Genomic DNA, 25,987 nt, shown 5'->3' on the forward strand with positions numbered 1-25,987 from the left:
GAATCATGCCCAAGGACAAAGATATGACCAACACCCAGGAAGGAACCGAAACGGGTGCCGCCGACACCAGCGCAGAAGTGAAGGGCGTGGACGATGCCCCGTCTACCGATGCAACGGTTGCGCAGCGCGAACGGATGTCAACGAACCAGGTTCGCAAGGGACGCTGGGTAAGAATCGTTCTGGCAAGCGGCCAGGAAGAAGCCGAGCGCGCCCCAGTGCCGATTGCCGTTAACGGCTACCAGTGCCTGCTCAAACGCGACGAGGAGGGGATTATTCCCGAATCCCTTCTGAACGTGCTTGAAGACGCAGTTGAAACGCGCCCGGTTGTCGTCGAAGAAGGCGGCTCCCGCAAAGTTACCTGGAAGAAGATCAAGCGGTTTTCGTACATGGTTGTCGGCACTTACGACACCAAGGCCGAAGCCGAAGCGGCTGCGGAAGCTGCGAAGGACAGCCAGTAATGCGCGCCGCCGAGGTATTGCGCTTGGTTTCTGGCGCGCTGCAAGACCTCGAACCGGGCCTCGAATCAAGATGGCCCTGGGAAGGTGGAGACGACGGACGTATTGGACTCCTTGATTTCCTCAATGAGTCCATGCGCGTTGTCGTCATGCAACGCCCAGACGCCTTTGCGATTACAGAGCCCATCCGGCTCGAGCCTGGTATGCGGCAACGCATGCCGAGCAAAAAGCGCAACTCGGCATCGCGCAACGCTGCAACGCTTATTGAGCTTGTGCGCAACCTTGGACAGGACGGGGACACCCCTGGACAGGCCATTGTGTCTGCGCAGCCATCCCTGCTGCTGGCATGGGCCGATGCCACACGCGCTGCGCGCAGTGTGGAAAATTTCGCCTATGACCGTCTCACTAACCCCAATATTTACTACGTCTACCCAGCCGCATGTGAAGACGCTGATGTGTGGGTCGAAGCCACATACAGCGCGGCCCCGGAAGCCATAACCAGCCCAGAGCAGGAGATTGGTTTGCCAGAGGGCTACGCAGCGGCGCTGAAACACCATATTCTGGCGAGTATTTTGTCTGGGGATAACGAAAGCAGTAACGCCAGCAAGGCATCCCTCCACCTGCAACTCTATGCGCAGATCCTCGGGATCAAGTTGCAGGTGGACGCTGGATGGCCAAAGGCAAAATCAACCGCGCCCGCCGGAGGTTCAGCATGATGAACAGAATGGAACAGCTTGGAGTCCTTGTACCAAGGGTTCTGCCACAAGTTCTGCCCTGCCCCCGCAGCATGGTTATTGATGCCCTGCAATACATTGCGGGCGATTTTTGCGGAAAGACTGGCGTGTGGTCCATGACCCTGCAAGAAGACGCAATCAAAGGGGATAGCGGAATACGGCTCAATCCTCCCAAGGGCGTTGCTATTTCCAGAGTCGAGTCTGTCTACATTGATGGCTCGCACATTGACAAAGATGAGTATCGCTCAACGGCAAACGACATTCTGCTTGGATTTGTGCCACAGCGTGATGCCATTGCCACAATCATGTGCACCGTAAGGCCGTCTCGTAATGCGGAATCCTTACCAGAAGAGATTGCCGAGGAATGGGGCGACGCAATCGCATATGGGGCCCTGGCAAAAGTTAAGGCCATGAGCGGAAACAATATCGAGTGGACAGATGCCCAAGGGGCAAAATTAGCCCTTGAACTATACAACGAGGGCTGCGCGCGAGCGAGGGCCAAGATGATACGCCGCAAGCACGGCGACAGCCTTTTTGTGGGGGACCTATGAGCAACACAATACCCACAGTCAAAGTAACCGCGAGGTTCGTTGACCAGCTTGGCGCGCCTGTCTGCAAGGCTGTTGTGACAATGCGGCTTACTACAACGGAACGCTATGCCGGGTACATTGTTCCGCGCGAGGCGCGGGCTGTGACCGATGTAATGGGCGTTGCCGTGCTGCAGGTATGGCCCAATGAACTGGGCACTGAAAGCAGCGAGTATGCCGTTTCTGTCACATTCCCAGATGCTTGCGCTGCAAACAGCAGCATAGCGCCAATGCGCAGCATCAGGGGAAACTGCGTTGTCCCAAACGCAGATTGCAACCTGCAAGACATAATGGAATTGCCCGCTTACGAGCCGCGCAGTGCTGGACAGGCTGTAGAAACAGAGGTCGCGCACTGGGCGTCTTTGGCTGCCCAGTATTCGGAAGGTGCCAGGGCTTCAATGCAGGGTGCGCAGTCCGTTGAGACCAGGCTTAATGCCACGGCTGACGTTGCATCTGCCTCAAGGCTGGCGGCTCAAGAAGCCGCTCAGTCTGCAAGCGCGTCCGCTACGCGGGCGAAAAATCTTGTTGATGGGGTTTCAAGCACCATCAGCCACTTCCAAAACTCTGTGGTCGAACAAACCGCAGAAACAGTGGAACGGCTTACGGTTGATGCGACAACTTCCATCGGCCAGCACAAAGCCTCTGCCCTCGACGAGATCGGCGCCAAGGTTGAAGCGACTATGGATGAATCCATAGCCACTTTGACGCAGGCCAGATCAGAATCAATGCAGGCCGTATCAGGCGCAAAGCAGGCTGGCCTTGATCAAATATCAACGGCCGGTGCCACTCAGCTTTTGGCGCTGCGCAATGAGGCCGCACTCTTTGGCGAGGACTTTGAAAACCTCACCGAGCGCGCGGAATCCGCAGCGAAGAAAGCCGGGTGTTCATCTGCCGCAGCGGCAAATGCTGAAAGCGTAGCAACATCCGCGGCTTCGCGCGCTGAAAGTGCGGCGCAAGGGCTCGAGAGGCACAGGGACGAGGCTTTGTCTGCTGCAACCAGGGCCGTTGCTGCTGCACAAACCGTTGACGCGGCAGCAAACACAGCCACGGCCAAAGCAACCTTGGCCGTGAATGCCGCAGCGGAAGTGGCCACAGCCCACCAGTCAATATCTCAAAGTGAGCAGTCTGCAGCTGCCAGCGCACAGGTGGCCACGGCAGCGAAGAATGCCACCGCAGCCAATGCCGAGGCAGTGTCCACAGCAACTGCCAACATGGAACAGTCCATAGCGGCTGCGGCTGGCAAGCTTGTGAACGAAGACGTTGTAAATGCAGCAGTATCCCAGGCGACCTCTGCCGCAACCACTGCCGCGACAACGGCAACCAATGCTGCAACGTCTGCTGGGCAAGCTGCTTCTGCCGTCGAAACACACGCCGCTGAGGTCGCAACGGCTACCGCAAGGGTGGTTGATATCGCCGGACAAATGACCCTGGGGCTCAACGTTGAAAAGTCGACAATCGAAATGGCCGCATCGGTCATACGACTCACCAATCACTCAACGCAGCTTCAGGTTGATAACCTCACTGCTTCTGTGTCTGGGGTTGATATGGCCACTGAGCTTGCGCGCCTTTCCGGCAGGGTAACGCGCCTGGAACTGCAAGGGGCATCCTAAATACTGATCAGGCTGACCCTGAATTGATGCCGCTATTTCATAGCTGAGGCCAGTGGCCCCGGCTTCAACAAGCAACGGAGTTCATATGAGCCAAACCACAGAAGATCAGCCGACCAATGCAGAATTGGTTGCAGCTGTTACCGGCGCTGTAAGCGCTGTGCAGGATGCTCAGACGACGGTGGTGAATGCCACCAAAAATCTTACGACGCACCTTTCTGACCCCAACGCGCACGGCGCAGAAACGAAATCAAACATTGAGGCCGCTGTACCCAAACCCATATGGGCAGGAACGCGCCTTTCCTTTGCGAGCGACAATGGCAGCATTGCAACGCCATCTGTCGAACTCAAGGGGGAAAAGGGGGACAAAGGCGATAAGGGTGACGCAGGCACAGCGGGCACGACTGGCCCGCGCCCTGCCCATAAATGGGTTGGCACGTCCCTGTTCGTCCAGTCGCCCGATGGGACATACCCTGAAACCGGCACTGATCTTAAGGGTGAGAAAGGAGATCAGGGCGAGAAAGGTGACAAGGGCGACAAAGGCGACACTGGCATCCAAGGGCCAGCGGGCGGCCCCAAGGGTGACAAAGGCGATAAGGGTGATACCGGCCCGATGCCAGAACATCTGTGGGACGGAACGTCCGTCATGTTCCAGAAAGCGGATGGCTCGTGGCCAGCCCAAGGCGTCAACCTCAAGGGCGAAAAGGGTGACAAGGGCGATACCGGCGCTGCAGGTATTGACGGCGCAGTGACCAACCTTTCGGACGCAATAAACTCCAGCGACAGCACCAAGGCGGCAAGCTCCAAGGCAGTCAAGGACGCGACGGACACACATAACGCGGCTTCTGACGCACACGGGATCAACAATCCCGAAAGCGGCTTCCGCGCTTCAATCGTAGCCATTGCTGCGGCTCAGGCCCAAAAGGCCGCGGCTGACGCAGTGGCCAGCCTCGAAATTGTTTCTGCGAGCCCGATCTTTGGTATCTGCCGCGTTCGCACTGGCGGTGGTAGCGGCCTGTTCTTCCAGACTGACGACAAGGGCAACCCGCAAAACCTCGTTACGGATTATTTTGACCGGCACCCGGTTTACAGCGCCATCAAGCGCGTCATCGTTGACGGCCAGGTAATGAACGAGATTCCTCAGTTCTTCGTGAAGAACTACACCCCTACGGAAGGAACGTTTGCCAACTGCCCTATCACCATGATCTCTCCCGTTGCCGCTGACGGGTTCCACATCCACCCTGCGTTCATGAACAACAGCGCCCAGATCAGCAAGTTTATGCTCGGCTGCTACAAGGGCAGTTTGGACAGTACGCTCACGAAGGTTCAGAGCGTCCCCGGCGTATATCCTGCTGTGTCCAAGGACTTCTCCACATTCAAGGCCCTTTGCACAAACAGAAACGTCAGCGGCGTTGCAGGATTCATGATGCAGGATGTGTATCAGCGCGCTGCCCTGCAACTGCTCATGCTTGCAGAATTTGCCAATTCCAACATGCAGTCGGTTCTTGGCGCCGGGCACACAGCCGGTTCTGCTGCCGTGACGGTGGACAACGCCGCAAACCACAAGCCCTGGCGAAACTTCCATGGCGTGTACGGGAACGTCTGGGAAATGGTCGATGGCGTTCGCGCAGACGGAAGCAAAAAGCTTGAAATCTACCGCAATGACGGCACTCGGGCATATCTCGCAACGAATCTCACCATTCCTGTGTTTGGCTCCGGCATGACCGGGTGGACGGTGGATATGCTGAGCGATGTGGCTGATGGCTACGACATGCGCGACGCCTTCATTCCCAAAACACTGGACGCGACAGAAACGAACGGCACCTACAGCGATGGCATGTGGGGCGCAGTGGCGAACGGCGTTTGCTATACCGGCGGCTGCTGGGACCTTGGTTCAGCCGCAGGCCTGTTCTGCTGCAGCTTCAGCGTCGTTGCTTCCACCTCGAACACGAACATCGGGTGCCGCCTCGCAAAAGTGTAGCCTGAACCCTGAAACACGTTTCCTGCTCTGGCCGCCGATAGGCGGCCATGACCAGGGAAAAGGATTGCCATATGAAGATCATTTTTACCCACAACGGAAAGACCCTCGAAATTGAATACATGGGAACGGGCAATGGTGAAGCGAAGCTTTACGGTGTTCCCACTGATTACAGCGACGACGGGTATTACGTTTCCGCATGGCAAAAAACCGAAATCGAGCCCGCTCCGGCATGCGCCGTGAGTGACGCTCACCTGCTTTGCCACGTCAACATCGAGAAGGATCGGGAAAACTTTGTGCTGAAAACTGTCAAGACCACCGAGGGGGCCGACTGCCATGCCTAAGACAGAAACAGGGATCAACCATGTGACCATGCTTGGCGGGATTGAAAGCGCCAAGGCTGTGAAGCTCAACGAAATAAACAACAAGTGCGAGCTCGCCCTGCGCAGCCTCACGGACAATTACCCCGACACGGAACGCCTGACCTTTGACCAGCAGAAAGCAGAAGCGGCAGCCTACCAGGCCAACAACACTACTGCATCCTGCCCGATGCTTACCACGCTTGCCCAGGCGCGCGGGATAACGATTGAAGATTTGGCAGTCAGGGTTCTGGAAAAAGCAGCAGCGTTTTCAAAGGCATCTGGTGCGCTCATTGGCACACGCCAGAAGTTTGAAGATACGCTTGACGGCTGCACAAGCATCCAGGCCGTTGAATCAATCTTTGTGGATTACGCGCTGTAGGGCTTGGCCATGAACCGCTTTCAAGTCTTGCTCCACAACGGACGGCAGATGTTGATCTCCATAGATCAGGGTGCCAACGCCGCATTCGGCCTCATGATTGCCACGCTCTGCATGATCCCTTTCATCCCAAAGGCCGGGCTGTGGTGGGCAGATGAAACAATCAGCGCCCATTGCTGGCGGTGGCATATTAACGGCGTGCGCAGTTGGCCACGCAAGGTTGTAGATGCTTTGGCGCTCCTGTTTGGCGACAAGGACCACTGCCAACAGAGCTATGAGAGTGAACGCCTCGGGCGGCAACTGCCGCCTGAAGAACGAACATCAAAATAAAGAAGGACACATGAGCGGTGAAAGCCTGGCAATGCTGGAAAAGATGGAAGACGTCAGCGCATATTCCAGAATCGCCATGCGACAGTTCCCACGCTACGAGAAGTTTCTTTTGGCCGCCGAGATCAGGACGGCAATCTCTGAAATAAAGCGCCTGCTCATACGGGCTGCGAAACGTTATTACAAAAAAACCACACTGGAAGACTTGGACATTGAGCTTGAACTGCTCCGCTCTCTCATACGAGAGGCAGTAAAGCTCAAATACATAGACGTACACCGCTATGAGGTCTGGTCTTTGAAAATAAGCGAAGTCTGCAAAATGACCGGGGCATGGATGAAGAAGATGCGAAGCGCACAGGAATCCAGCGCGCGAACTGGTCAGAGAGGTGGTCGCACAACTTTCCCATTGAACCCGAACGACGGGTAAGTGGGATAAGGGCAGCGACCTACATCCGGCGGCAACTGGGACAATGGTTCAGCCGCAGGCCTGTTCTACTGCAACTTCAACAACGTTGCTTCCAACTCGAACACGAACATCGGGTGCCGCCTCGCAAATATAGCCCACAAGCCAGAAGGCGAATGCCCAAGGGTATTCATCCAGTGCTTTATTTGGGGCCGCTGTCCTTCTCGGTAAGCCGGGAAAAGAACAAAACCGTGGCAGGCGGCAAGTAGCTGCTGCAAAAGCGGCCTGCCACACCCTCAAGGGGTATGAACGTATGCCAAAGACAATCAGGGACATCTGGCCGCGCATAACCTGCTTCGACAATCTCGTTGCTGCCTGGGAGGATGCACGGCGCGGAAAGAGGTTCCTTCCGTCTGTCCTCAAATTCAGCGGCAGCGTTGAAGAGAATCTACTCGATATTCAAGGCAGACTCCTCCACAGGACTTGGCGGCCTGGCCCATGGCGCGAGTTCATATCCAACGATCCAAAGCCACGCCTCATTCAAGCCCCCCAGTTTGGGGATCGCGTTGTGCACCATGCGCTCGTGCGGGTTATAGGCCCGGCATTTGAGCGCAGATTCATCAATGATAGCTACGCTTGCCGCAAGGGGCTTGGTAATTTGTCGGCCAGTGACCGGCTTACTGATTTTCTCAGGGCTTCAACGTCTGAAACGAGAAAGTCTGGGCGTAAAATTTACGCTCTCAAGGCCGATGTGCGGAAGTATTTCCCGAACATTGACCACGACATCCTCCTTGGCGTTTTGAAGCGCACAGTGGGCGACGAGGGCGCGTTATGGCTCATAGAGAAAATTGTCAAAGACAATGGGTTTGAGCAGCGCGGCCTACCTATCGGTGCACTGACAAGCCAACTTTTCGCAAACGCCTACCTGGACGTTCTGGATCACTACGTCAAGGACGAGCTCGGCGTTCGTTTCTACGTCAGGTATATGGATGATTTCATCATCCTGCATACCGACAAGCGCCACCTTCACGATCTCCAAACACTTATCGGCTCTGTTCTTTGGGAGCGGTTGAAGCTTCAGTTCAACCCTAAGACGAGCATCTTCCCTGCGTCGCACGGAATTGACTTCGCCGGGTATCGCCACTGGGTATCGTACCGCCTCCCGCGAAAGCGAAATATCAAGCGGACTCGCAGAAAATTCAAAGAGATCAGGAAACTTTATGCCGAAGGAAGGATGGACGTGGCGCAGGTAAGGTCAAGGGTCGCCTCTTTTGTTGGATACACAAAGCACTGCAAGGCCTCGAGAACCGTAAAGGGAGTTCTCGACGAATTAGTTTTGCAGCGCGGTGGAGGTGCAGAATGATTTTTTACGGGCTTCACTTTGTCGGTGACGACAAGGTTCCAGTTCAAGTGCGGATAAGCACCAGCAATCAGCAGATATGGGCGCGGTCAGCACCCAACGGCGAATGGACTGAATGGCGCAGGCTTGACGTAATACGAAATTTGGACGGCACCCTGGCAGAAGAAGTGACAGAGGCAACGCACGCGAAATCAGCGGACGCAGCGGGAAGGCTCAAGAACCAAGTGAAGATCACGTTCTCGGGTGATGTTTCTGGAAGCGTGAGCTTCGATGGATCTGCAAGCGTTGCGTGTGCATTGTCAATTGCAGGCCTTGGCTCATTGAGCAGTCGTATCTCAAGCCTTGAAGACAGAATCAACAATCTCGGAACTGGCAGCAATACCAACTACGGATCAAGCTAATGGCCACTATCACAATACCAACTTTTGGCGGCGAGATACCCCGCACGGCCCCAAGGCTGCTTGAGGACACGCAGGCATCAGTTGCCGTTAACTGCCAATTGCAACGCGGAGCCCTTGAAGCCTTGCGCGGCCCGGTGGAGGTCGCAGGCTTGAGCGCCAGTTCTAAAACAATCTTCAAGCATGCCCAGGACGGTTGGCTGTCATGGCCCGGTGCAGTCGATGTGGTCAAGTCTGCCGTGACGGATATATCCGGTGAAACCCCTCTTGGCCATCTCTTTATAACCGGCGACAGGGCCTACCCGACGCAATACATGAGCGGTGGCAAGATACACCGCCTCGGCATTCCCAGGCCTGGCAAGGCGCCGTCTGTGGCCGTAACCAAGGGCGCGGCAGATGCTACCGTCGCCTGTTATGCCTTTGGCGCAAACTCAGAATCAGAAATACCGCCACGTTACGGGTATGAAGACACCCTTTCGACCGTTCAGGAAGACAACGTGAGCGTGGCTGTTACGGCTGAAACAGTTGAGGACACAACATCGACGGATAGCGGCATAGCCCGTTCATCCGCTTACTGCTACACGATTGTCCAATCCCTTGCAGACGGGGTTTTCCAGCAAGAATCAGCACCTTCACCAGCATCCGCAGTGGTTGATGTACTTGACGGTGATGGCGTGACCGTGAGCGGCTTTGAAATCCCAGAGCTTGAAGGTCTGTCCATTACCCACATCCGCATTTACCGCACGGTATCCGGCACCACGACGAGCGAGTTTCATTTCCTAGTTGAGCTTCCACTGCCCGTCACATCCCATGTGGACACGGTAAATGACGTGGACATCTCCACTGACGTTATGGCCACAACGACATGGGACGCGATACCCGATGACGCGCGCGGCCTTATCAAGACTGACAACGGCATCTACGCGGCATTTCGCGGGAATGAGCTTCTTATTTCTGAACCGTTCTATGGATATGTCTTCCCAGAGAGCTACCGACTAACAACCGAGGACCCCATTGTGGCCCTTGGGCATGTCGATGGCACGATTGTCGTGCTGACCACCGGGCGGCCGTACCTGGCAACAGGCTCAGAACCTGAAAGCCTGCAATTCACTCACCTTCCCATTGAACAAAGTTGTGTGTCAGCGGGAAGCGTTGGCAGCCTGCCTGGCGGCGTTGTGTATGCAAGCCCTGATGGCCTCATGCTGTTCACCAGCAGCGACCAGAGCCTTCTTACTGCTCAGACCTTCACCCGCGACCAATGGCAAGCAATGCACCCTGAGAACCTTATGGGAACTGTGCATGACGGGCGGTATGTCGCTTTCTTTTCTGGGACGAATACGGGGATGCTTATCAGCGTCGGCGCAAAGGATTTGGTGCGCGTTGAACTCCCAGAAGATTGGAAGGTCCGCGCCGTTTACCACCATTCAGAGGACGATGCCGTTTACCTGGCCGTGGACACCAAAGACGGGAGCCAAATCTACCAGCTAGAGGCTGGCGCGCCCATGACATACACATGGCGCTCAAAGCCTTTCTTTACCTCCTCGCTCCTGTGCATGTCCGTTATCCGTATTGAAGGTGACTTTTCTGCCGGCGCTTCTGTCCGCGCATCCCTGTTTGGCCCAAACGAGAACAGACCTCGTGCGCGCATGAAGGTTTCTGACAGCAGGGCGAAACGCCTTCCAACTGGGCGCGCTGAAAAAGTATGGAGCCTAGAGCTCACTGGGACTGCAACCGCCTATGAAGTTCGGATTGGCGGGAGTGTTGAGGGGGTCGAATATGGCAACTGATCGCGGAATACCGGCCGTCCCGCGTGGGCTTGACCGCACACTTACGAACTACCTGCAATCGCTGCAAAGCATTGTCTTACGCCTATCAGGCATGGTGCGCGGGTCTGACGAGTCTAGAGCGGTGCGCGTTTCAGACGGCTCGGTATCAACCGGCACTGCCACTGCCAGCATTGGTCAGGGAGCGATCCTTACCCAGCACATAGCGGATAATGCCATTACATCGGCAAAGATTACGGACGGCGCGGTCACAGACACGAAGCTTTCCGCAAGCTCCGTAACTGGCAGAGCCCTCGCCGCAGGCGCGGTGGGAACCATGGCCCTGGCCGGGATGTGCATTACCGCAGAAAAGATTGCCGATGGCGTACTGCCGACGGTGGTTGATGGGGAAGCCGTTGACGGAGAGGAAGTGCTGATACCTGGTAAATGGCTTTCAAAGCCATGGATAATGCTTTCTTCCGTAAGCCAGCCCCAGGCAACGACAGGGGCATTCGGGGCAACTGGGCTCCAAGAAATTTTGGATATGGATGGAAAGGGAACAGGCGAATGGAAATTCACAGCCGCGGGCAGTTTTGCTTGGCTGGCACTGGGGAATGCGAATGAGCAATAACGACGTGTGCAAAGATTTCTTCATGCAATACCTGAACTATCTCGACAGTAACAGCGAGCTTGTAGTTCGTTGCGTTTACATGCGGATGGAAGACGAAAACCTGCTCAAATCAACACTTTACGGGATGCACAATAGGAACGTTGATGCGTTTGTAGCCCTCGTTCTCAGGAATGGCACCCTCCCTTATCTGCTTATGGATGGAGATCGCCTCATTGGCTTCGCTTGGTACGACGCCTTCGCAGCAAAATCGTGCATCGGGCATGTTGTGTTTTTCAAAGAAGCTTGGGGCAATGCACGCCAATTCGGAAAGCAAGTTTACAGGCAGCTTCTTTCATACAGTGACGGAATGGGTTTCCTGTTTGACTGCGTGATGGGCCTGACGCCCATAAACAACCCGCTCGCATGGCGCGGTGCGGTTGCTTGCGGGGCTTCAAAAATTGGCGTGATCCCAAAGGCGTTGTTCGACGCTGAACGCGGTGAAAGCATTGACGCGGTGCTCACCGTTGCCACGCGAGAAATCATTGGCGCAGAGGCATAATTCATGAAGATATACACCAGAGTAGAAATCGACATGGAAACCATGGCGGTCATGCACGAAGAATCTTTTGAGTATGACGGAGTCGTTTCTCAGTGCGGCGGCGGCAGCGGTGGTGGCAGTTCAACAACCAACACTGTGGACTATGCGTATAACTCGCGCATGGCCGCCCTTTCAGAAGAACAGCAAACATGGGCGCGCGATTATTATAATATGTGGTCTACATACACCAAGCCGTATGAGATCGCGCAGGCGCAGGCAAACCTTGAAACGCTGCCTATGGAAACGAATCTCTACAAGCAGGCTCTTACTTCTGCCACGCAACTGCTGCCGCAGCAGACGGAAGCCGCCCAGAAGTTTTTGACGGCATCCACAACCGGCGTTGATGTCAATGAGCGCATGGCTCTGGCAACAGCGGATGCGGCCAACGCATGGAAGGACACCACTGCAGCCAGCAACAGGGCGCAGGCAAGGCTTGGGGTAAATCCCAATTCCGGCAGGTACCAGGGCATTGCTGCTGCACAGCAAACCACGCAGGCAGCACAGCTTGCTGGCGCGCGGACGCAAGCCAGGGTTGGCGCGGAACAGGAAAACTATGACCGGCTGAAAAGCGCTGCGTCGTACAATGCCACTGGCGGCGTGTTGCAGGGCATTAACCTGCTGAAAAGCTAATCCGTGAGGTGCAATTATGCCTTTATATAGACCAGAAAATCCTTATTCGATGGGCCAAAAGGCCATGGGCCAAGCGAGCAGCACCATGGCATCGCAAACGAAGGAAGGGCCCCGCACTGAAGTCGAGGCATCCTCTCCGTCAGCCGGACAGATGGGCATGACAGGCCTATCTTTGCTTGGTGCCGGTGAGCAGGCATGGAAGTACGGCAGCAAGGGATATGATTTTTTGCAATCAAAATGGGGTACCCCCGATGCGGCTTCACAGGCCGCAAACGCTGGGTCTGGCGCTGCTCCTGCTGGGGGTGCTGTTCAAGCTCAACAAGCCGCGGATGCTGTCGCTCCCAGCGTACAGCTTCAGACAGGGGCGCATGCAGCGGCCACGGACGCAACATCGGCAGCAACTGGAGCAACAGCACAGGAAGGCATTACGGCAGGATCACAGCAGGCAATGCAGGGCATTGCTGGTACGCCTGCTGCTGGCACTACCGCCACAGAAGGCGGGGCATCATCTGGCGCATCTGCCGCATCAAGCAGCGCGGCGTACCCCTGGGCTTCTACCGCTGGCTCTCTCGCTGGCGGTGTTGGTGGTGGCCTCGCGGGGCGTGAGCTTGGTAAGGCCATCGGCGGCGACACTGGCGGGAAGATTGGCGGCATTGCTGGCAGTCTCGGCGGCAGCTATCTCGGCGGTCTAGCGGGGTCTGCGGTAAGCAGCGGCCTCGGCGCGTCTGCAGGAACAGTGGCTGGAACAGCCGCAACCGCAGCTGCGACATCCGCAGCGACCACGGCGGCCACCACAGCAGCCGGTGCAGGGGCTGGCGTTGCCGCAGGCGCTGCTGGTGGTGCCGCAGCAGGTACGGCAGCGGGCGCTGGTGCCGGGGCGGCTGGCGGCGCTGCTGCTGGCGCAACGGCTGGCTCGGTGGTTCCAGGCGTCGGAACGCTTATTGGCGCTGGCGTCGGCGTCCTTGCGTCTTTTTTCCTCTAGGAGATTGTCATGCCTCTTTACAAGCCAAGCAATACAGCTGAATTGGCCCAATCTGCCATGAATGGTGCGACACAGGCAGCCGCTGCGCAAACCAAGCAAACAGGAACACGCACAGAAAAAGATACGAGCGTCCTCGATGATATATACAAAGGCGCTGCCGCAGTCGCCTATGTTGGTAAAGGTCTTGATGGTCTTGCGGACGCCGCTAAAACGGCGACTAACCTCTGGGATAATCATAAACTTAAAAATGCCTACGATGATGTTGATAAAGCATACCGTGAAGGCGGCATGAGTGCGGTTCAACAGTTGGATACAAATGTTTGGCATAGCACGGCAATCGGTCAATTCATGAAGGATAGGGCAAACAACGAAAAAGGCCGTCTTGAAATGATGCAAAACGCCGATGCCGTGGCCGACAAAATATACCAAGACTGGCGAATCCAAGCCTCAGGCGTGGCGAAGGCCTACCAAAACGGTGATATGCAGCAGTTCATGCCACTTATGAAACAGCTTTCAGAACAGTCCCCGCTGCCATACAAGCTCGAACCAGATCAAAGCGGGAATTTCAAGGTTTTGTTTCGCTCCGATGAAAAAGGTGGCTGGACGGACACCGGCAGGCTGATGACACCGCAAGAAGCCATAGGACAAGTAAATAGCGTATTGCGCGGCGAGCAAGTTATAGCAAGGGGGCTGACTGGAGAACTGTTGCCAGTTAACAGGGATTTTAATCTATCCGTTGTGCGCAACCTTCTGGCAACAGATAACGGAAACGCTGATAACCGCACTGATCCACGGAAGCTTATTCCGTTGTATGATAAAAACGGAAACGTTGGTGGGTTTGCGCGCATCCAAAACCCTATTCCAACGAAAGACAACCCTTATGCCTACACAGAAAATTCAAAGGTTTTTGCATTCGGGCATGACGGGCAAAGCCTTGGCGTTTTCGATGGGTATGACGGTGTCATGAAATATGGTTTGTCACCCTTTGCCCCCCCAAAGGGTAAGGGGGGTGCAAAAGGCGGGGCCGCTGGGGAAGGCGGCGGTTATTCTCTGACGCAGGGCGACATGAGCATGCTGCAGAAGTATGCCACCTCTGAAAATGAGATGGGCGAAAAAACTGTAGATTATGGCAAGGCCGCATTTCTTGAGCAATTTGTCCGCAGTAAGGGGCTATCACCAACTCAAGCGATTTACGTTTTCGATGAAAACGTGAAGCGCGCCATGAAATTAGGTGCAACCCGCGAGCAGGCAGAACGGGCCACAATGTCTCTGCTTTCAAGGCCCACTTCTAATGGGCAGCAAGGACAGTCTCCGCAGGCCGCGCAACAAGCACCAGCCCAGCAGCCTCAGCAACAGAACCCCAAAGCCCAAGGAAGGATACAGGAAGTTCTAGGCCTTGGGTTGCAGGGAAACGCGCAGGAAGCGCGAAACGGCGGTTCAGGCGGCGCGCCTGCAACGCTTAGCGGAAATTACCGCGACAATCTAGAGCGCCAGGCAAATACTCGACAGGCACTCGCCGAGAGCGGCGATTACCCAACGGAAATTGTTGGGCTGCCGGGGCTGGGCATTAACAGCGGCGCTCTTGTTGAGGGCGACAATGTTCGCGGCCAAGGCATGCTGAGTGGCATTGGCCTCAGGCCGTCACCGTTTGGGCAGACAGAAAGTCAAAAATGGCGGCAGCATTTCAACAGGTAATCGAATTTCAAAGGAGATATCGACATGCCCAAACAAAAGGCCCCACGGCCTACGAAGACCAATACAGGCGATTACCTGCTTGATTTCGACGGGACAGACTTCAGCCAGTTCGGCGGCCAGCAGGCGCAGCAGCAGGAAGAAGAACCTGGACTTATGAGCAAGATTGGCAGTTCTGCCCAGGCAATTGCTGAAGGTGCAACCATGCTGCCAGGCCAGATAGCTGATACGCTCAGGGATGCCTACCATGGCGGCGATGTGGATGTTACCGATACTGATGCCATCCGCGCGCGCCAGGCACGCGAGCAAGAGCGCGCAGACTACGGTAAAAAGTATGATGGCAAGGCCTTTGAGGGCGTAACCGATGCCATGAATTCCATGGGCTATTCCATGGGAACAATGGGTGCAAGCCTCGGCGCTGCGGCCCTGGCTTCCCCTGCCGGGCCGATTGCCGCTGGCGCAGCAGGCATGGCCGCCTCTGGCGCCATGGCATACAGGGCAACAAAGCAGCAGTTTTTGCAGCAAATGCTTGGCGAGACGGAAAAGGTTCTTGGCCGCCTGCCAACACAGGACGAGTGGGACAAGATCGCCACAGAGTTTGACGGCGAGGCAACGCGCTACGGTGCATGGGAAGCAGGCCCGGAAGCCCTGAGCAACCTCTTTATGGCAAAAATTCTCGGCCCGCTTGGAAAGGGCCTGTTGCGCGGCAGCGTGGGCCAGGGCATCAAGAGGATTGGCGGCCTGTATGGTGAAGAGCTTGCCACAGAAACAGCAACCCAGATGGGACAAGGCCAAGAAGAGGCCAATGTGGGCTTGCGCGACACAGCGCCGGGCGTCTGGGATGCGTTCAAGGAAATCGGCCCTGCTACGTTCTGGCAGACCACGCTCATGGCTGGCGGCAAGAAAGGTGCAGACATGCTTGCCAACCGCATGCGCGCACGTTCGCAACAGGTTGAAAATAATGTCGACCAGACGCAGCAACAGGGGCAAGGCACAACGGGACTGACGAACCAAGCCGCATTGCCAATGGCGCAGGGGATATTTGCCTTGCCGCAGGGCGACGGCTCAATTCCCATGGGCAGCACAGATACGGGCCGGGGGCCCATTGCCGCAGGCGTTGTAGCTGGCCAGCAGCCAAAGCCTTTTCTCAGCGACGCTGACCATGCCGATACTGAGGCCTTTGTGCGCGCCTTTGAAGAGCGTGAGCGGAACAGGGATGACGAGGAGGCCCTTATAGAGTACGGCCAGCGCCAAGCGCGCTCACCCGCTCAGCTTGCGCTTGACCAGGGCGAAAACGTCGACCTGCTTTCGCTCCCACAGGGCAATGCGGCCATGGCCATGGGTACTGAAGAAACCGGGCGCGCGCCCATTGCCCCGCCAACTGACTATGCAGGTCAGCCCATTGCGACCCCATATACGCCTCGCCCTGCCCTCCCTGAACAAACTTCCCAATCTGCGGGCATGGGCCAGTGGGCTGGCGGGCGCTCGCAGCTTGCCTACGGGCCGAAGTCTGAGCCGCAGATGATGCAGGGATTGGGCATCATGCCGCAGCAGAGCGCACCAGTTCAGCCCCAGGCAATGCCCACGTCGGCACAAATCAGCAATACACAGGCCGCGCCGCGCTCAGACACCACGGCCGCCGCCAATGCCCTTGGCATGCCCGCGCCGCAGGCTGTTCCACAGGAGGCAATGGCCCCGCAAAAGACACAGGCTTTGCCTCCAATAATGCAGGGCATAGGCGCTGCGCCTGCGCAGCCAGCACCAGCCCCACAGCAAACGCTAACCAGTCAGCCGCAGGCAGAACAAAATTCAAGAGGTCCGTGGCTTGAAGTGGTTCATATTGGCGATTCTGCCCCCAAAGCAAAGCCTCGGCCGCTGCAGAGTCAGCCTGCAGGGCGTGCAGATGACTCGCGCCCAATTGGAAAGAACAGCCGCGGGCAGCAAGTGTTCGAGGACAAAAATGGAGTGCGCTCTTATGCTGACGGCGGCGTGCGAGTTTCGCAGAGCGTTGGTGTTATCCCCGGCCATGGCATAACGTTTGATGGCCCTGACGCGCTGTATAAGAGCGGAAAGCAGGAGTACCTGACCAACGACGAGGTTAAAAGCCTTTCTGGTGGCACAAGTGAGCCTGAGAGCAAAAAGCCAAGCCGCATAGAGCTCATTCGCCAACTCCCCAAAGAAGAGCAGGCTGATGCCCGCAAGCTTCCAAACTCAAAGCTGTTGGAGCGAGTTCGCCAGCTTTCAGAGGTCAATACTGCTTCCGAAGATCAGCCGGGCGTGGTAGAATCTAACCATGCCAAGGAGGGCGAACATGCAGAAGCAAACGAAGGAAGAACGCGCGGAAATGAAGGAAAAGCTGAACCAGGTGTACGCAACCCTGACGAAGCCGTTGGAAACCCAGCTGATGGATCACATGAAGAAGTACACGCCGAACCAGGTGAAGGAATGGCTGACGGACGACGGGCCGAAGGCGCTCGCGGACTTCATTCAGGAACAGGTAGCGAGCGCGGAAAGCACGCGGGACGATACGGCGAAGAAGCTGATCGACAAGGGAATGAGCGAGGCCGAGGCGTGGCCGACGGCGCGCGAAGTGGCGATGCAGGACTTTTGGCCGCAAGCGGAGCCGGGGCGCGAGGGGTAAAAGATTATCGCATTTCCCCAGATGACCATATTGGGGAAGGTGGAAAGGTCGCAAAATTCAACGACAATCTTTCTGCCATTCGCACGCTCAAGGAAATTGAGCAGTCTGGCCGTCAGGCTACCGAAGACGAGCAGAAAACCCTTGCCCGGTATGTTGGCTGGGGTGGCCTTCCAGAAGTGTTTGCCGAAGGCGGCAAGGCCGACCCTGCGCTGACCCGCAGACGCGCCGAATTGCGCGAACTTCTTTCGCAAAAAGAGTTTGAAGAAGCGCGCAGATCCACTGCCAACGCTCACTACACCTCTCCGCAAATCATCACGGCAATGTGGGATGCCATCAAGCGCATGGGCTTCAAGGGCGGCAAAGTCCTTGAGCCTTCTATGGGCGTTGGCAATTTCATTGGCTTGATGCCCGATGACGTTTACAAAAAGTCCCACGTCACCGGTATTGAGCTTGATGGCATTACCGCGCGGATCGCAAAGCAGCTTTATCCAAAGCAGACCATTCTTTCGCAGGGATTTGAAACCGCCAAGCTGCGCGATGGCAGCTTTGACCTGGCCATATCCAATGTGCCTTTCGGTGACTACAAACTGCACGACACCCGCTACGCGAAGCACAATCTCTTCATCCACGACTATTTCATCACTCGCGCGCTCGACCTTGTGCGCCCGGGCGGCGTGGTAGCCTTTATCACCACTTCCGGCTCGCTGAACAGCGGACGCTCCATGAATATGCGCCTGCTGGCCGCCGACAAGGCGCGCCTGCTCGGCGCTATTCGCCTGCCAGGCACATCATTCAGCAAGAATGCCCTCACGGACGTGATAACGGACATTCTGTTTTTGCAACGCCTTGGTGAGGGTGAAACCAACACCAGCCCCGCATGGAAGGATGTGGTTGATACCGACGTTGTTTCGGAGAAGACGGGCAAGCCGTTGCGGAACAACGAATACTATTCTGCGCACCCAGAAATGATGCTGGGGCAGCTGGCAGACGATAAGCTCTACCCAGGCAGGACGGCGCTTAAGGATGACGGCAGGGACATGCCGGCCGCTTTGGGTGACGCGCTGAAAACTCTCCCAGAAGGGGTGTTTTCTGGTGAAGGTCTGCGCCATGAGGATCAGAAAGCAACTGCCAATGTGCAGATGCAGGACGCGAAAGAGGGCCAGCTACTGCTGGATGGCAAAGGCAACATTGTTCAGGTATCTGACGGAGAACTGAAGCCATATGCTGCTGACGGGAAGAAAGCTGCGCGTATTGCCGGGATGATCGGGGTTCGTGATGCCCTGCGTTCAAACCTGCGGGCGCAGATGAACGGAGACGAAGACAGCATTGCGCACTCCCGCACGGCTCTCAACGACGCTTACGACGCATTTGTGAGGCAGCACGGCTTCTTAAATGACAACGCCAACCGCCTTGCCATGTCTGAAGACCCTGACTTTCCCCTCTTGCAGGCCCTGGAAAACAACTACACCAAGGGCAAAAACGGTGCTCAATCCACGGCTGAAAAGGCCGACATCTTCACCCGCCGGACAATCGCTGAACCCAAGATTATTGAGCACGCAGAGACGCCGCAGGATGCCCTGCACGCTCAGCTTGCGGATATAGGCCGGGTTGATATTCCTGGCATTGTGAAGATGACGGGGCTTTCTGAGCAGGCCGTTATTGACGATTTGCACGGAACTATCTTCCAGAACCCCAAGGGGAACCAGTGGGAAACTGCCGACGACTATCTCTCTGGAAACGTCCGCACAAAGCTCTCCGAGGCAAAGAAGGCCGCCGAAAAGGACGAGAAGTTCAAGGAGAACGTTAAGGCCCTTGAAGCCGTGCAGCCGCAGGATGTTCCACCGCAGGACATCCGCGTTGATCTGGGCGCCGGATGGGTTCCCTCGGCGCGCGTTGAAGAATTTGCGGCAAAAGTCCTTGGCATATCTCCTTCAGACGTATCTGCACGCTATTCAAAGGAACTGGCGCAGTGGTCGCTGAACGTCAAAAAAAGCGGCCTGAGCAATGAGTATGGCACGCCAGAGCGCAGCGCCCTGGAACTGCTCAATGATTCTCTTAATCTGAGACAGGCAAAAATCCTGATCGAAACCTCGGAAGGCGTGATCGTAAACAAGGAAGCCACCATTGCCGCACGCGAAGCGCAGCGAAAATTGCGTGAAGAGTTTTCGCGCTGGATTCTTGAGGATGAAAAGCGCGCTGGGGAACTGGCCCGCATCTACAACGACACCTACAACGCCATGCGCCTTTATGAAGCAGATGGTTCTCACTTGGTGTTGCCTGGCATTGCCGACACCATAGAGGGGAAACACTTTGCCCTGCGTCCGCACCAGAAAAGCGCCGTGTGGAGGATTATTCAGAAGGGCAATACGCTTGTGGCCCACGCTGTAGGCGCGGGTAAAACTTATGAAATGATTGCCGCAGGCATGGAAATGAAGCGTCTTGGGATGATCAACAAGCCGCTCTACGTCGTTCCCAACCACATGCTTGAGCAGTGGTCGCGCGAATTTTTGCAGGCCTATCCAGCCGCAAACATCCTCGTTGCGTCCAAGGCTGACCTGCAAAAGGAGAAGCGCCGCAAGTTTGTGAGCCGTATAGCAACTGGCAATTGGGACGCCGTGGTCATGACTCATTCATCCTATGGCCGCATTCCTGTTTCTGTGGAGCGGAAAGAAAAGCACATCCGCGACCAGATTGAGCAGTATGAATCTGCCCTACGCGCCGAGAACGAAGAAAAGAAGGCCGGGCGCGGGCGTTCTGAAAACAGGCTTGTTAAGCAGCTTGAAAAGCAGAAAATGCGCCTGGAAGAAAAGCTTCGCACGCTGCTTGAAGACGGGAAAAATGCCAAGGACAATCAGGTTAATTTTGAAGAGCTTGGCGTGGACTTCATGTTTGTTGATGAAGGTCACAACTTCAAGAACCTGAGCTACGTCACTCGGATGCAGCGCATTGCCGGTTTGCCCAATAGTCATTCCCAGCGCGCTGAGGACATGCTTCTGAAGACGCAATACCTCGACGAACTGCACCCTGGCAGGAGCCTTGTGTTTGCCACCGGCACGCCAATCTCCAATACCGTGGCCGAAATGTACACCATGACCAGGTATGTGGCTCCGCACCTGTTGCGCGAATCCGGCCTGGAAATGTTCGACTCATGGGCGCGTCAGTTTGGGCGCACCGTCACCGGCATGGAGATATCGCCCGACGGGCGAAACTTCCGCGAGAATACCCGCTTCTCACGCTTCACAAACGTGCCGGAACTTTTGACCATGTTCCGCAGCTTTGCTGACGTGAAGACCAAGGAAGACCTCGACCTGCCGCTTCCTGACCTCAAGGGCGGAAAGCCTGAAGTTGTGTCTGTAAAGCCGTCTGAAACCCTCACAAACTACGTCGATGAGCTTGTGGCCAGGGCCGAAAGAATTCGCGGTGGTTCCGTTGACCCGCGCGAAGACAACATGCTCAAGGTTACAAGCGAAGGTCGCCTTGCGGCCCTGGACATGCGCCTGATTGACGACACGCTCCCTGCTGACCCCAATGGCAAAGTGGCGCGCGCAACTGACAACATCTACGACATCTGGAAAGCCACTTCGAAAGACCGTCTTGCCCAGATGGTTTTCTGCGACCTCTCTGTGCCATCGAAGCAGAAGGTCAAAGGTCTGAAGGAGACGGAAAGCCAAGATCAGGACGGCGAAACTGCCAAGCCAGAGGCAAGCCCCGATGATTTGCTGGCCGCCACATCGCGCGGTTCATTCAGCGTCTATGACGAGATCAAGAAAAACCTCGTCGACATGGGTGTTCCTGCAGACGAAATTGCCTTCATTCATGACTTCAACGGCGACAAGGCAAAGGCCCAGCTTTTTAAAGACGTGCGGGCGGGCAAGGTGCGGGTGCTTCTTGGTTCGACCGCCAAGATGGGCGAGGGAACGAACGTGCAGGAGCGACTTGTGGCTCTGCACCATCTGGACGCACCGTGGAAACCGTCGGCAGTTGAACAGCGTGAAGGGCGAATTCTGCGCCAGGGTAACAAGAACAAAGAGGTGCAGATATACACCTATGTGACCGAGAACAGCTTTGATGCCTATATGTGGCAATTGCTGGAATCGAAGGCGCGCTTTGTGGCCACATCCATGCGCAGCGGTGTCACCGAGCGAGATATGGACGATATCAGCGTTTCCGAGCTTTCCGCAGCGGAGGCAAAGGCCGCAGCCACCGGCGATAAGCGCATCCTTGAAAAGGTTGGCCTGGACAACACCATATCCAGGTTGACCGTGTTGAAGCGTGAATTTGATCGCAACCAGTGGTCCAAGGGACGCGAGGTAGCTGAAGCAAAATCGCGCCTCGGCACACTGACGAGCATGCTTGCAGCGGAAAAGAAGGATTCAGCCCTGGCGGCAACGCTTACGGGGAAGAACTTTGCGCTTACCCTGCGCGGTAAAGAATACACGAAGTCCACAGATGCAGCAGCTGCGATCGTCAGCATTGTTTCAGACAAGAGTATTTCCAGCGGGGCAGTTGTGGGCAAGGCTGGCGGTTTCGACATTACCATGTGGCGTAAGGCAACGGGCTACGAATTTTCCCTATCTGGAGAATCCTCGTTCAGCACCGGCGAAACAACCTCCTCTGAAGGAGCCGTGACGCGCATCGTTAAAGGCGCATCCCCAGAAAACAACGCCACCAGAATTGCTGCAACGGAAGATGCCATATCCAGAGCAAACCGCAAACTTGAAGGAGCAATGAAGTGGCTTTCCAATAATAAAGCATTCGACAGACAGGAAGAACTTGACGCTGCCCTGGCCAGAAGCAAAGAGCTTGATGAAGAACTCGGCCTGTCTGCGTCAAAGGATGCCAGCGTGATCAGCAATGAAGCTGACAGCGACAATGACCTTATGGCCTCAAGGGTGAACCCTGGCGAATACCTTCCACCCGTTGATGGGGAAAAGGGTATGCGTCTCGAAGATGTGCAGGCCGTTGCTGACAAGATCGGGAAGGTGGCAAAAAATGCGGCCACGTCGCGTGTAGTGCAAAGTTTTGACGAACTGCCATATTCGATCAGGGAGCGTTATTCGGACGCTAAAAACAGTGTCGAGGGCGTTTTTGATCCGCGTTCTGGCGTGGTCTGGATGGTGGCCGACAACCTCAGTGATCCAACGCGCGCGGCCGAGGTGTGGGCCCATGAACAGATTGTTCACCATGGCCTGCGCGGGCTGCTTCCGGCTGATGCCAGAAGGCGTGTGCTTAACCAGCTTTGGCTTGGTGCTGGCGGCATGAAGAACGGCATGGTGAAGGACATTGCCAGCCGTTACGGCTTGGCCCCCACCAGAAGCTTGCAAGACCGTCAAACGGTTATGGAAGAAGTCATTGCTGCCCTGGCAGAAAAGAAGGGGCAGGGGCTTCTGGAGCATGCCGAGGGTAATCTTTGGCGCAGGATTGTTGCCGCCTTGGGCCGTGCATGGAATAGCCTCGTTCGCGCCGTTTCTGGGCGCGAAGGGGCTATGAACCTGGACAACATTGATGCCCTGCTCTCCGCACTCGGACGCCATGTGATTGACGGGGAATCTTCCGGCATCACCCAGAAGGCCGGGCCGTTTGAACAGGCGGCTGCGCCAGCGTCGATGTCAAAGGAAGGCAACGATGGCGTTGAATTGGCATCCCTTTCACTGAAAGACATTCTCGGCCTTACTGGCATGCAGGCCGCAAAGATTGCTGACGCACCAGAGATTCACCATATGTTCAAGAAGGATGACTTGAGCTTGATGCAGAGCATTTTTAATCTGCCGCATTGGATTGCCAAAAAAGCGCCGGCCTTTGCCAAAGTCTATGAACGGCAGTTGCAACGCTTGGATGATCGGTCATCCGCGCTCAAGGAAAGCCTTGAAACCGCGCCGAGCATTTTCGGCAAGGACAGACTCAAGCCTGCCGACATGGACAGCCTGAAAAAGCTGCTTTGGGAGCATGAGGGCCGCGACGCATGGCAGATTGACGCTTCCGGCGTTGACAAGTTTGTCACCAAGGAAACTCTGGCCAACGGGCGAGAATTAATTTCTGTGAACCCTGAATTTTATCGGGAGTACAAGAAATGGCTCGGCGGCCTGGAAGGCACAAAGGCTGCCAAGGACGCAATGCTTGAAATTCGCAAGAGCCTTGATGAGGACTTGGTGCGGGCTCATAACCGCATGGCCAATATGTCTGAAATGAGCGACGATGCAATCAGGGAGTTCCGGCAAAGCATTGGCCATGTGCCGAACTATTTCCCCCACCACCGCTATGGGAACTACTTCATTCAGGCGAAGATCGGTGATGAAGTTGTTTTCCGACAGCACTTTGATGCGCTGAACACACAGGCTGCAAAACAGCGTGCCGCCATGATCGCTGCAGAACAAAAAGAAAATTACCCTGGTGCCAGCTGGACTGACGGAAAAAATGACCGCCTTCCAGATGAAATTCTTGGAGCACCAATTGACACTGAGGCTATGGAGCAAATCATCCGTGCGGCAACATCGAAGATTGCGGACAAGGAGCGCGCTGCCGAAATCAATGAACTGCTCACGTCCGGTGTAGCCGATGTGCTCAAGGCGCGCGGCTGGGGCGCGCACGGCATACAGCGAAAGGGTGTGCCTGGCTTTGAGCGTGAGGACATCACGCGGGTGCTCTACGACTACAAATCCGGCCTGAATGGCTGGCTTACCAAGATGGAGGCCGCAAAGGATTTCAGCGAGGCGTTGTCGGGCATTGATGCGCGGCGCACTCCGAACCTTTGGAAGTACACGGCTCAATACGTCAAAGACATGCTGCGCAACTCTGATCGCGTAGACAGGATCACCGGCAATATCAAGTCTGTTGCCTTTGCCTGGTATCTTGGCGGCTCAATCAAAACTGCGTTTGTGAACGCCACCCAGAACCTTGTAGTGGGTGTGCCGCGCTTGCAGATGGATGTAACCGGCGGCGGCCGCCTCTGGCTCGATGGCGCGCAAAAGGCAATCATTGACCGAGTGACAGGCAGCAAGGGTAAAGGCCTTTCGGACGAGGAAGCAAAGCTCGTGCATGAACTTTACGGAGAAAGCGTGATCACTGACGCTTTCATGGAAGAAGTGCGCGGGCATTTGCAGGGCTTCACCGGGGCTACCCTCTGGAACAAGTTCACTAAGGCATTGGGCCTGCCCATGAGCGAAGTGGAACGATTTAACCGGGCCAGCTTGGCCTTGGCCGCCTTCCGCGCTGCGCGCAGCGGCAAGCTCAAGCAGCAGGCAAAAGAGAAGTATGGTGTCAGGGGCGAACAGGCGAATTATGACCAGGCGAAAGAATTTGCCACGGATGTAGTGCGAGATGCCCACTTTGTGTACGGCAAGTCCAACCTGCCAGAGTTCATGCGCAGCAATACTGCCGGGCGGTCAATGGCTTCGCTCTATACGTTCCGCACGTTCACACACAACATGATTGCCATGTGGGCATGGGCGCTGGAATCGCAAGGCAAAGAAGGCGCTGCGTTTGTGGCGAAGAGCATAGGGGCCACAATGGCCCTTGGCGGCGTTACCGCCCTGCCCTTCTACGCAACCATTATGGCCTTGTGCCAGGCTGCCACCGGCGACGATGACGACTGGACGGAAAAGCTTCGCTCCTGGCTGCCCAAGAACAACTTGCTGCGGGATGTTGTGTGTTACGGAACGCCCGCCATGGCCGGGGTGAACATTGGCGGCTCGCTCAAAATGGAAACGCCAATCACAAACGGCCTTGCCAAGGGCAAAACGCCCAAGGAAGTGCTTACCCAGAGCATTGGGGATATAATCGGCATCCCATACGATTTACTGATCGAAAAGCCCTCCAAGATGATTGATGCCCACAGCAAAGGAAATACCTGGAGAATGGTTGAAGAGGCTATGCCTGTTGCCTTCAAGAGCGGCATGCAGGCTTGGCGGCTGTACACCCATGGGCAAACAACCATGTCTGGACGGCCAATCAATGACCCTGGCACGCCAGGTGCGCGCAAGCTTTCGTCAAGCGAGGCCATAGGCAAGGCTCTTGGATTCCAGCCAGTCAGTAGCACAAAGAGCTATGATGCGTATGCCGCATCGCAGCATTCGAAACAGGTGCGCGACGACAAGCTTGATGACCTTACGGCCATGGCGCTGAAAACAGTCGATACCGGGGACCCGGCGGGCAGAAAGGAAATGCTCAAGGACCTCAAAGACTGGAACAGCCGCATGAAGGAAGAGGGCAAGCCCAATATGCTCATTGCACCCAAAGAAGTTATTCGCAGGGTGAAGGCACGCAGGCGCGAGAACAGGCCGACGCCAAAGAACCTGCGCGAAAAGGCACGGCTGCAGGCGTCTTGGAACTAAACGCAACATTGCCAAATTGCGAAATCTGTCAATTTGGGGCCGGGGGACACAACGCCTCCGGCCTTTGCTTTTTTTGCAGGATCATTTAGCTTTTGCTTCATGGCAACAATGATTGACCCTCTCGTGAAGCTCGCAGCGCTTGGGGCATACCCCC

The 25,987-nt window shown here is 56.0% G+C and carries 18 protein-coding genes; all 18 read left to right on the forward strand.

From position 1 onward, the window contains the following. The first annotated feature begins 5 nt into the window (after positions 1 to 5). The 18 genes from ACUZ79_RS11090 (at position 6) to ACUZ79_RS11175 (ending at position 25,833) form a co-directional block, all read left to right on the forward strand. Complete coding sequence (locus ACUZ79_RS11090; protein WP_291442779.1) at positions 6 to 458, forward strand: hypothetical protein; 453 nt, start codon at positions 6 to 8, stop codon at positions 456 to 458. Beyond that, positions 458 to 1,171 carry a phage adaptor protein gene (locus ACUZ79_RS11095; RefSeq protein WP_449251636.1) on the forward strand — a complete coding sequence of 238 codons (714 nt, stop codon included), beginning with the start codon at positions 458 to 460 and terminating at the stop codon, positions 1,169 to 1,171. The genes ACUZ79_RS11090 and ACUZ79_RS11095 overlap by 1 nt, the downstream gene beginning before the upstream one ends. Before the next feature lie 8 nt (positions 1,172 to 1,179). Beyond that, on the forward strand, positions 1,180 to 1,740 hold the full coding sequence (locus tag ACUZ79_RS11100) for a hypothetical protein (RefSeq protein WP_449251637.1): 561 nt from the start codon (positions 1,180 to 1,182) through the stop codon (positions 1,738 to 1,740). Beyond that, complete coding sequence (locus tag ACUZ79_RS11105) at positions 1,737 to 3,386, forward strand: hypothetical protein (RefSeq protein WP_449251638.1); 1,650 nt, start codon at positions 1,737 to 1,739, stop codon at positions 3,384 to 3,386. The genes ACUZ79_RS11100 and ACUZ79_RS11105 overlap by 4 nt, the downstream gene beginning before the upstream one ends. An 85-nt stretch (positions 3,387 to 3,471) precedes the next feature. Beyond that, entirely contained in the window at positions 3,472 to 5,364 is a 1,893-nt protein-coding gene (locus ACUZ79_RS11110; protein WP_449251639.1) for a tail fiber protein, read from the forward strand. Between the two features lie 71 nt (positions 5,365 to 5,435). Further along, the gene (locus tag ACUZ79_RS11115; RefSeq protein ID WP_308586289.1) at positions 5,436 to 5,705 is read left to right on the forward strand and encodes a hypothetical protein; all 270 of its coding nucleotides are present in this window, start codon (positions 5,436 to 5,438) and stop codon (positions 5,703 to 5,705) included. After that, entirely contained in the window at positions 5,698 to 6,102 is a 405-nt protein-coding gene (locus tag ACUZ79_RS11120; protein WP_449251640.1) for a hypothetical protein, read from the forward strand. Before ACUZ79_RS11115 ends, ACUZ79_RS11120 begins: the two co-directional genes overlap by 8 nt. Positions 6,103 to 6,111: 9 nt before the next feature. Then, complete coding sequence (locus ACUZ79_RS11125; RefSeq protein WP_308586282.1) at positions 6,112 to 6,429, forward strand: pseudouridine synthase; 318 nt, start codon at positions 6,112 to 6,114, stop codon at positions 6,427 to 6,429. A gap of 10 nt (positions 6,430 to 6,439) precedes the next feature. Next, positions 6,440 to 6,853 carry a diversity-generating retroelement protein Avd gene (gene avd, locus ACUZ79_RS11130; protein WP_449251641.1) on the forward strand — a complete coding sequence of 138 codons (414 nt, stop codon included), beginning with the start codon at positions 6,440 to 6,442 and terminating at the stop codon, positions 6,851 to 6,853. A 289-nt stretch (positions 6,854 to 7,142) separates the two neighbouring features. Next, the gene (locus ACUZ79_RS11135) at positions 7,143 to 8,192 is read left to right on the forward strand and encodes a reverse transcriptase/maturase family protein (RefSeq protein ID WP_308586277.1); all 1,050 of its coding nucleotides are present in this window, start codon (positions 7,143 to 7,145) and stop codon (positions 8,190 to 8,192) included. Beyond that, the gene (locus ACUZ79_RS11140) at positions 8,189 to 8,590 is read left to right on the forward strand and encodes a hypothetical protein (RefSeq protein WP_449251642.1); all 402 of its coding nucleotides are present in this window, start codon (positions 8,189 to 8,191) and stop codon (positions 8,588 to 8,590) included. Before ACUZ79_RS11135 ends, ACUZ79_RS11140 begins: the two co-directional genes overlap by 4 nt. Beyond that, positions 8,590 to 10,374 (forward strand): hypothetical protein, encoded by a 1,785-nt coding sequence (locus tag ACUZ79_RS11145; protein ID WP_449251643.1) that lies wholly within the window; start codon positions 8,590 to 8,592, stop codon positions 10,372 to 10,374. Before ACUZ79_RS11140 ends, ACUZ79_RS11145 begins: the two co-directional genes overlap by 1 nt. Then, positions 10,364 to 10,981, forward strand: a complete 618-nt coding sequence (locus ACUZ79_RS11150; protein WP_308586269.1) for a hypothetical protein — start codon at positions 10,364 to 10,366, stop codon at positions 10,979 to 10,981. The genes ACUZ79_RS11145 and ACUZ79_RS11150 overlap by 11 nt, the downstream gene beginning before the upstream one ends. After that, positions 10,971 to 11,519, forward strand: a complete 549-nt coding sequence (locus tag ACUZ79_RS11155) for a hypothetical protein (RefSeq protein WP_308586267.1) — start codon at positions 10,971 to 10,973, stop codon at positions 11,517 to 11,519. Before ACUZ79_RS11150 ends, ACUZ79_RS11155 begins: the two co-directional genes overlap by 11 nt. Positions 11,520 to 11,522: 3 nt before the next feature. After that, entirely contained in the window at positions 11,523 to 12,188 is a 666-nt protein-coding gene (locus tag ACUZ79_RS11160) for a hypothetical protein (protein ID WP_449251644.1), read from the forward strand. 85 nt (positions 12,189 to 12,273) lie between these two features. Further along, positions 12,274 to 13,170: a hypothetical protein gene (locus ACUZ79_RS11165; protein WP_449251645.1), complete on the forward strand. Its 897-nt coding sequence runs from the start codon at positions 12,274 to 12,276 to the stop codon at positions 13,168 to 13,170. A gap of 9 nt (positions 13,171 to 13,179) precedes the next feature. Continuing rightward, on the forward strand, positions 13,180 to 14,865 hold the full coding sequence (locus ACUZ79_RS11170) for a hypothetical protein (RefSeq protein ID WP_449251646.1): 1,686 nt from the start codon (positions 13,180 to 13,182) through the stop codon (positions 14,863 to 14,865). Positions 14,866 to 14,889: 24 nt separating this feature from the next. Further along, the gene (locus tag ACUZ79_RS11175) at positions 14,890 to 25,833 is read left to right on the forward strand and encodes a PLxRFG domain-containing protein (RefSeq protein WP_449251647.1); all 10,944 of its coding nucleotides are present in this window, start codon (positions 14,890 to 14,892) and stop codon (positions 25,831 to 25,833) included. Positions 25,834 to 25,987 lie beyond the last annotated feature (154 nt).

The organism is Desulfovibrio faecalis (genome assembly GCF_053570625.1).

Coding starts and splice junctions, on each gene's coding strand:
- ACUZ79_RS11090 (WP_291442779.1), top strand. CDS start 6: ATGCCCAAGGACAAAGATATGACCAACACCCAGGAAGGAACCGAAACG.
- ACUZ79_RS11095 (WP_449251636.1), top strand. CDS start 458: ATGCGCGCCGCCGAGGTATTGCGCTTGGTTTCTGGCGCGCTGCAAGAC.
- ACUZ79_RS11100 (WP_449251637.1), top strand. CDS start 1,180: ATGGAACAGCTTGGAGTCCTTGTACCAAGGGTTCTGCCACAAGTTCTG.
- ACUZ79_RS11105 (WP_449251638.1), top strand. CDS start 1,737: ATGAGCAACACAATACCCACAGTCAAAGTAACCGCGAGGTTCGTTGAC.
- ACUZ79_RS11110 (WP_449251639.1), top strand. CDS start 3,472: ATGAGCCAAACCACAGAAGATCAGCCGACCAATGCAGAATTGGTTGCA.
- ACUZ79_RS11115 (WP_308586289.1), top strand. CDS start 5,436: ATGAAGATCATTTTTACCCACAACGGAAAGACCCTCGAAATTGAATAC.
- ACUZ79_RS11120 (WP_449251640.1), top strand. CDS start 5,698: ATGCCTAAGACAGAAACAGGGATCAACCATGTGACCATGCTTGGCGGG.
- ACUZ79_RS11125 (WP_308586282.1), top strand. CDS start 6,112: ATGAACCGCTTTCAAGTCTTGCTCCACAACGGACGGCAGATGTTGATC.
- avd (WP_449251641.1), top strand. CDS start 6,440: ATGAGCGGTGAAAGCCTGGCAATGCTGGAAAAGATGGAAGACGTCAGC.
- ACUZ79_RS11135 (WP_308586277.1), top strand. CDS start 7,143: ATGCCAAAGACAATCAGGGACATCTGGCCGCGCATAACCTGCTTCGAC.
- ACUZ79_RS11140 (WP_449251642.1), top strand. CDS start 8,189: ATGATTTTTTACGGGCTTCACTTTGTCGGTGACGACAAGGTTCCAGTT.
- ACUZ79_RS11145 (WP_449251643.1), top strand. CDS start 8,590: ATGGCCACTATCACAATACCAACTTTTGGCGGCGAGATACCCCGCACG.
- ACUZ79_RS11150 (WP_308586269.1), top strand. CDS start 10,364: ATGGCAACTGATCGCGGAATACCGGCCGTCCCGCGTGGGCTTGACCGC.
- ACUZ79_RS11155 (WP_308586267.1), top strand. CDS start 10,971: ATGAGCAATAACGACGTGTGCAAAGATTTCTTCATGCAATACCTGAAC.
- ACUZ79_RS11160 (WP_449251644.1), top strand. CDS start 11,523: ATGAAGATATACACCAGAGTAGAAATCGACATGGAAACCATGGCGGTC.
- ACUZ79_RS11165 (WP_449251645.1), top strand. CDS start 12,274: ATGGCATCGCAAACGAAGGAAGGGCCCCGCACTGAAGTCGAGGCATCC.
- ACUZ79_RS11170 (WP_449251646.1), top strand. CDS start 13,180: ATGCCTCTTTACAAGCCAAGCAATACAGCTGAATTGGCCCAATCTGCC.
- ACUZ79_RS11175 (WP_449251647.1), top strand. CDS start 14,890: ATGCCCAAACAAAAGGCCCCACGGCCTACGAAGACCAATACAGGCGAT.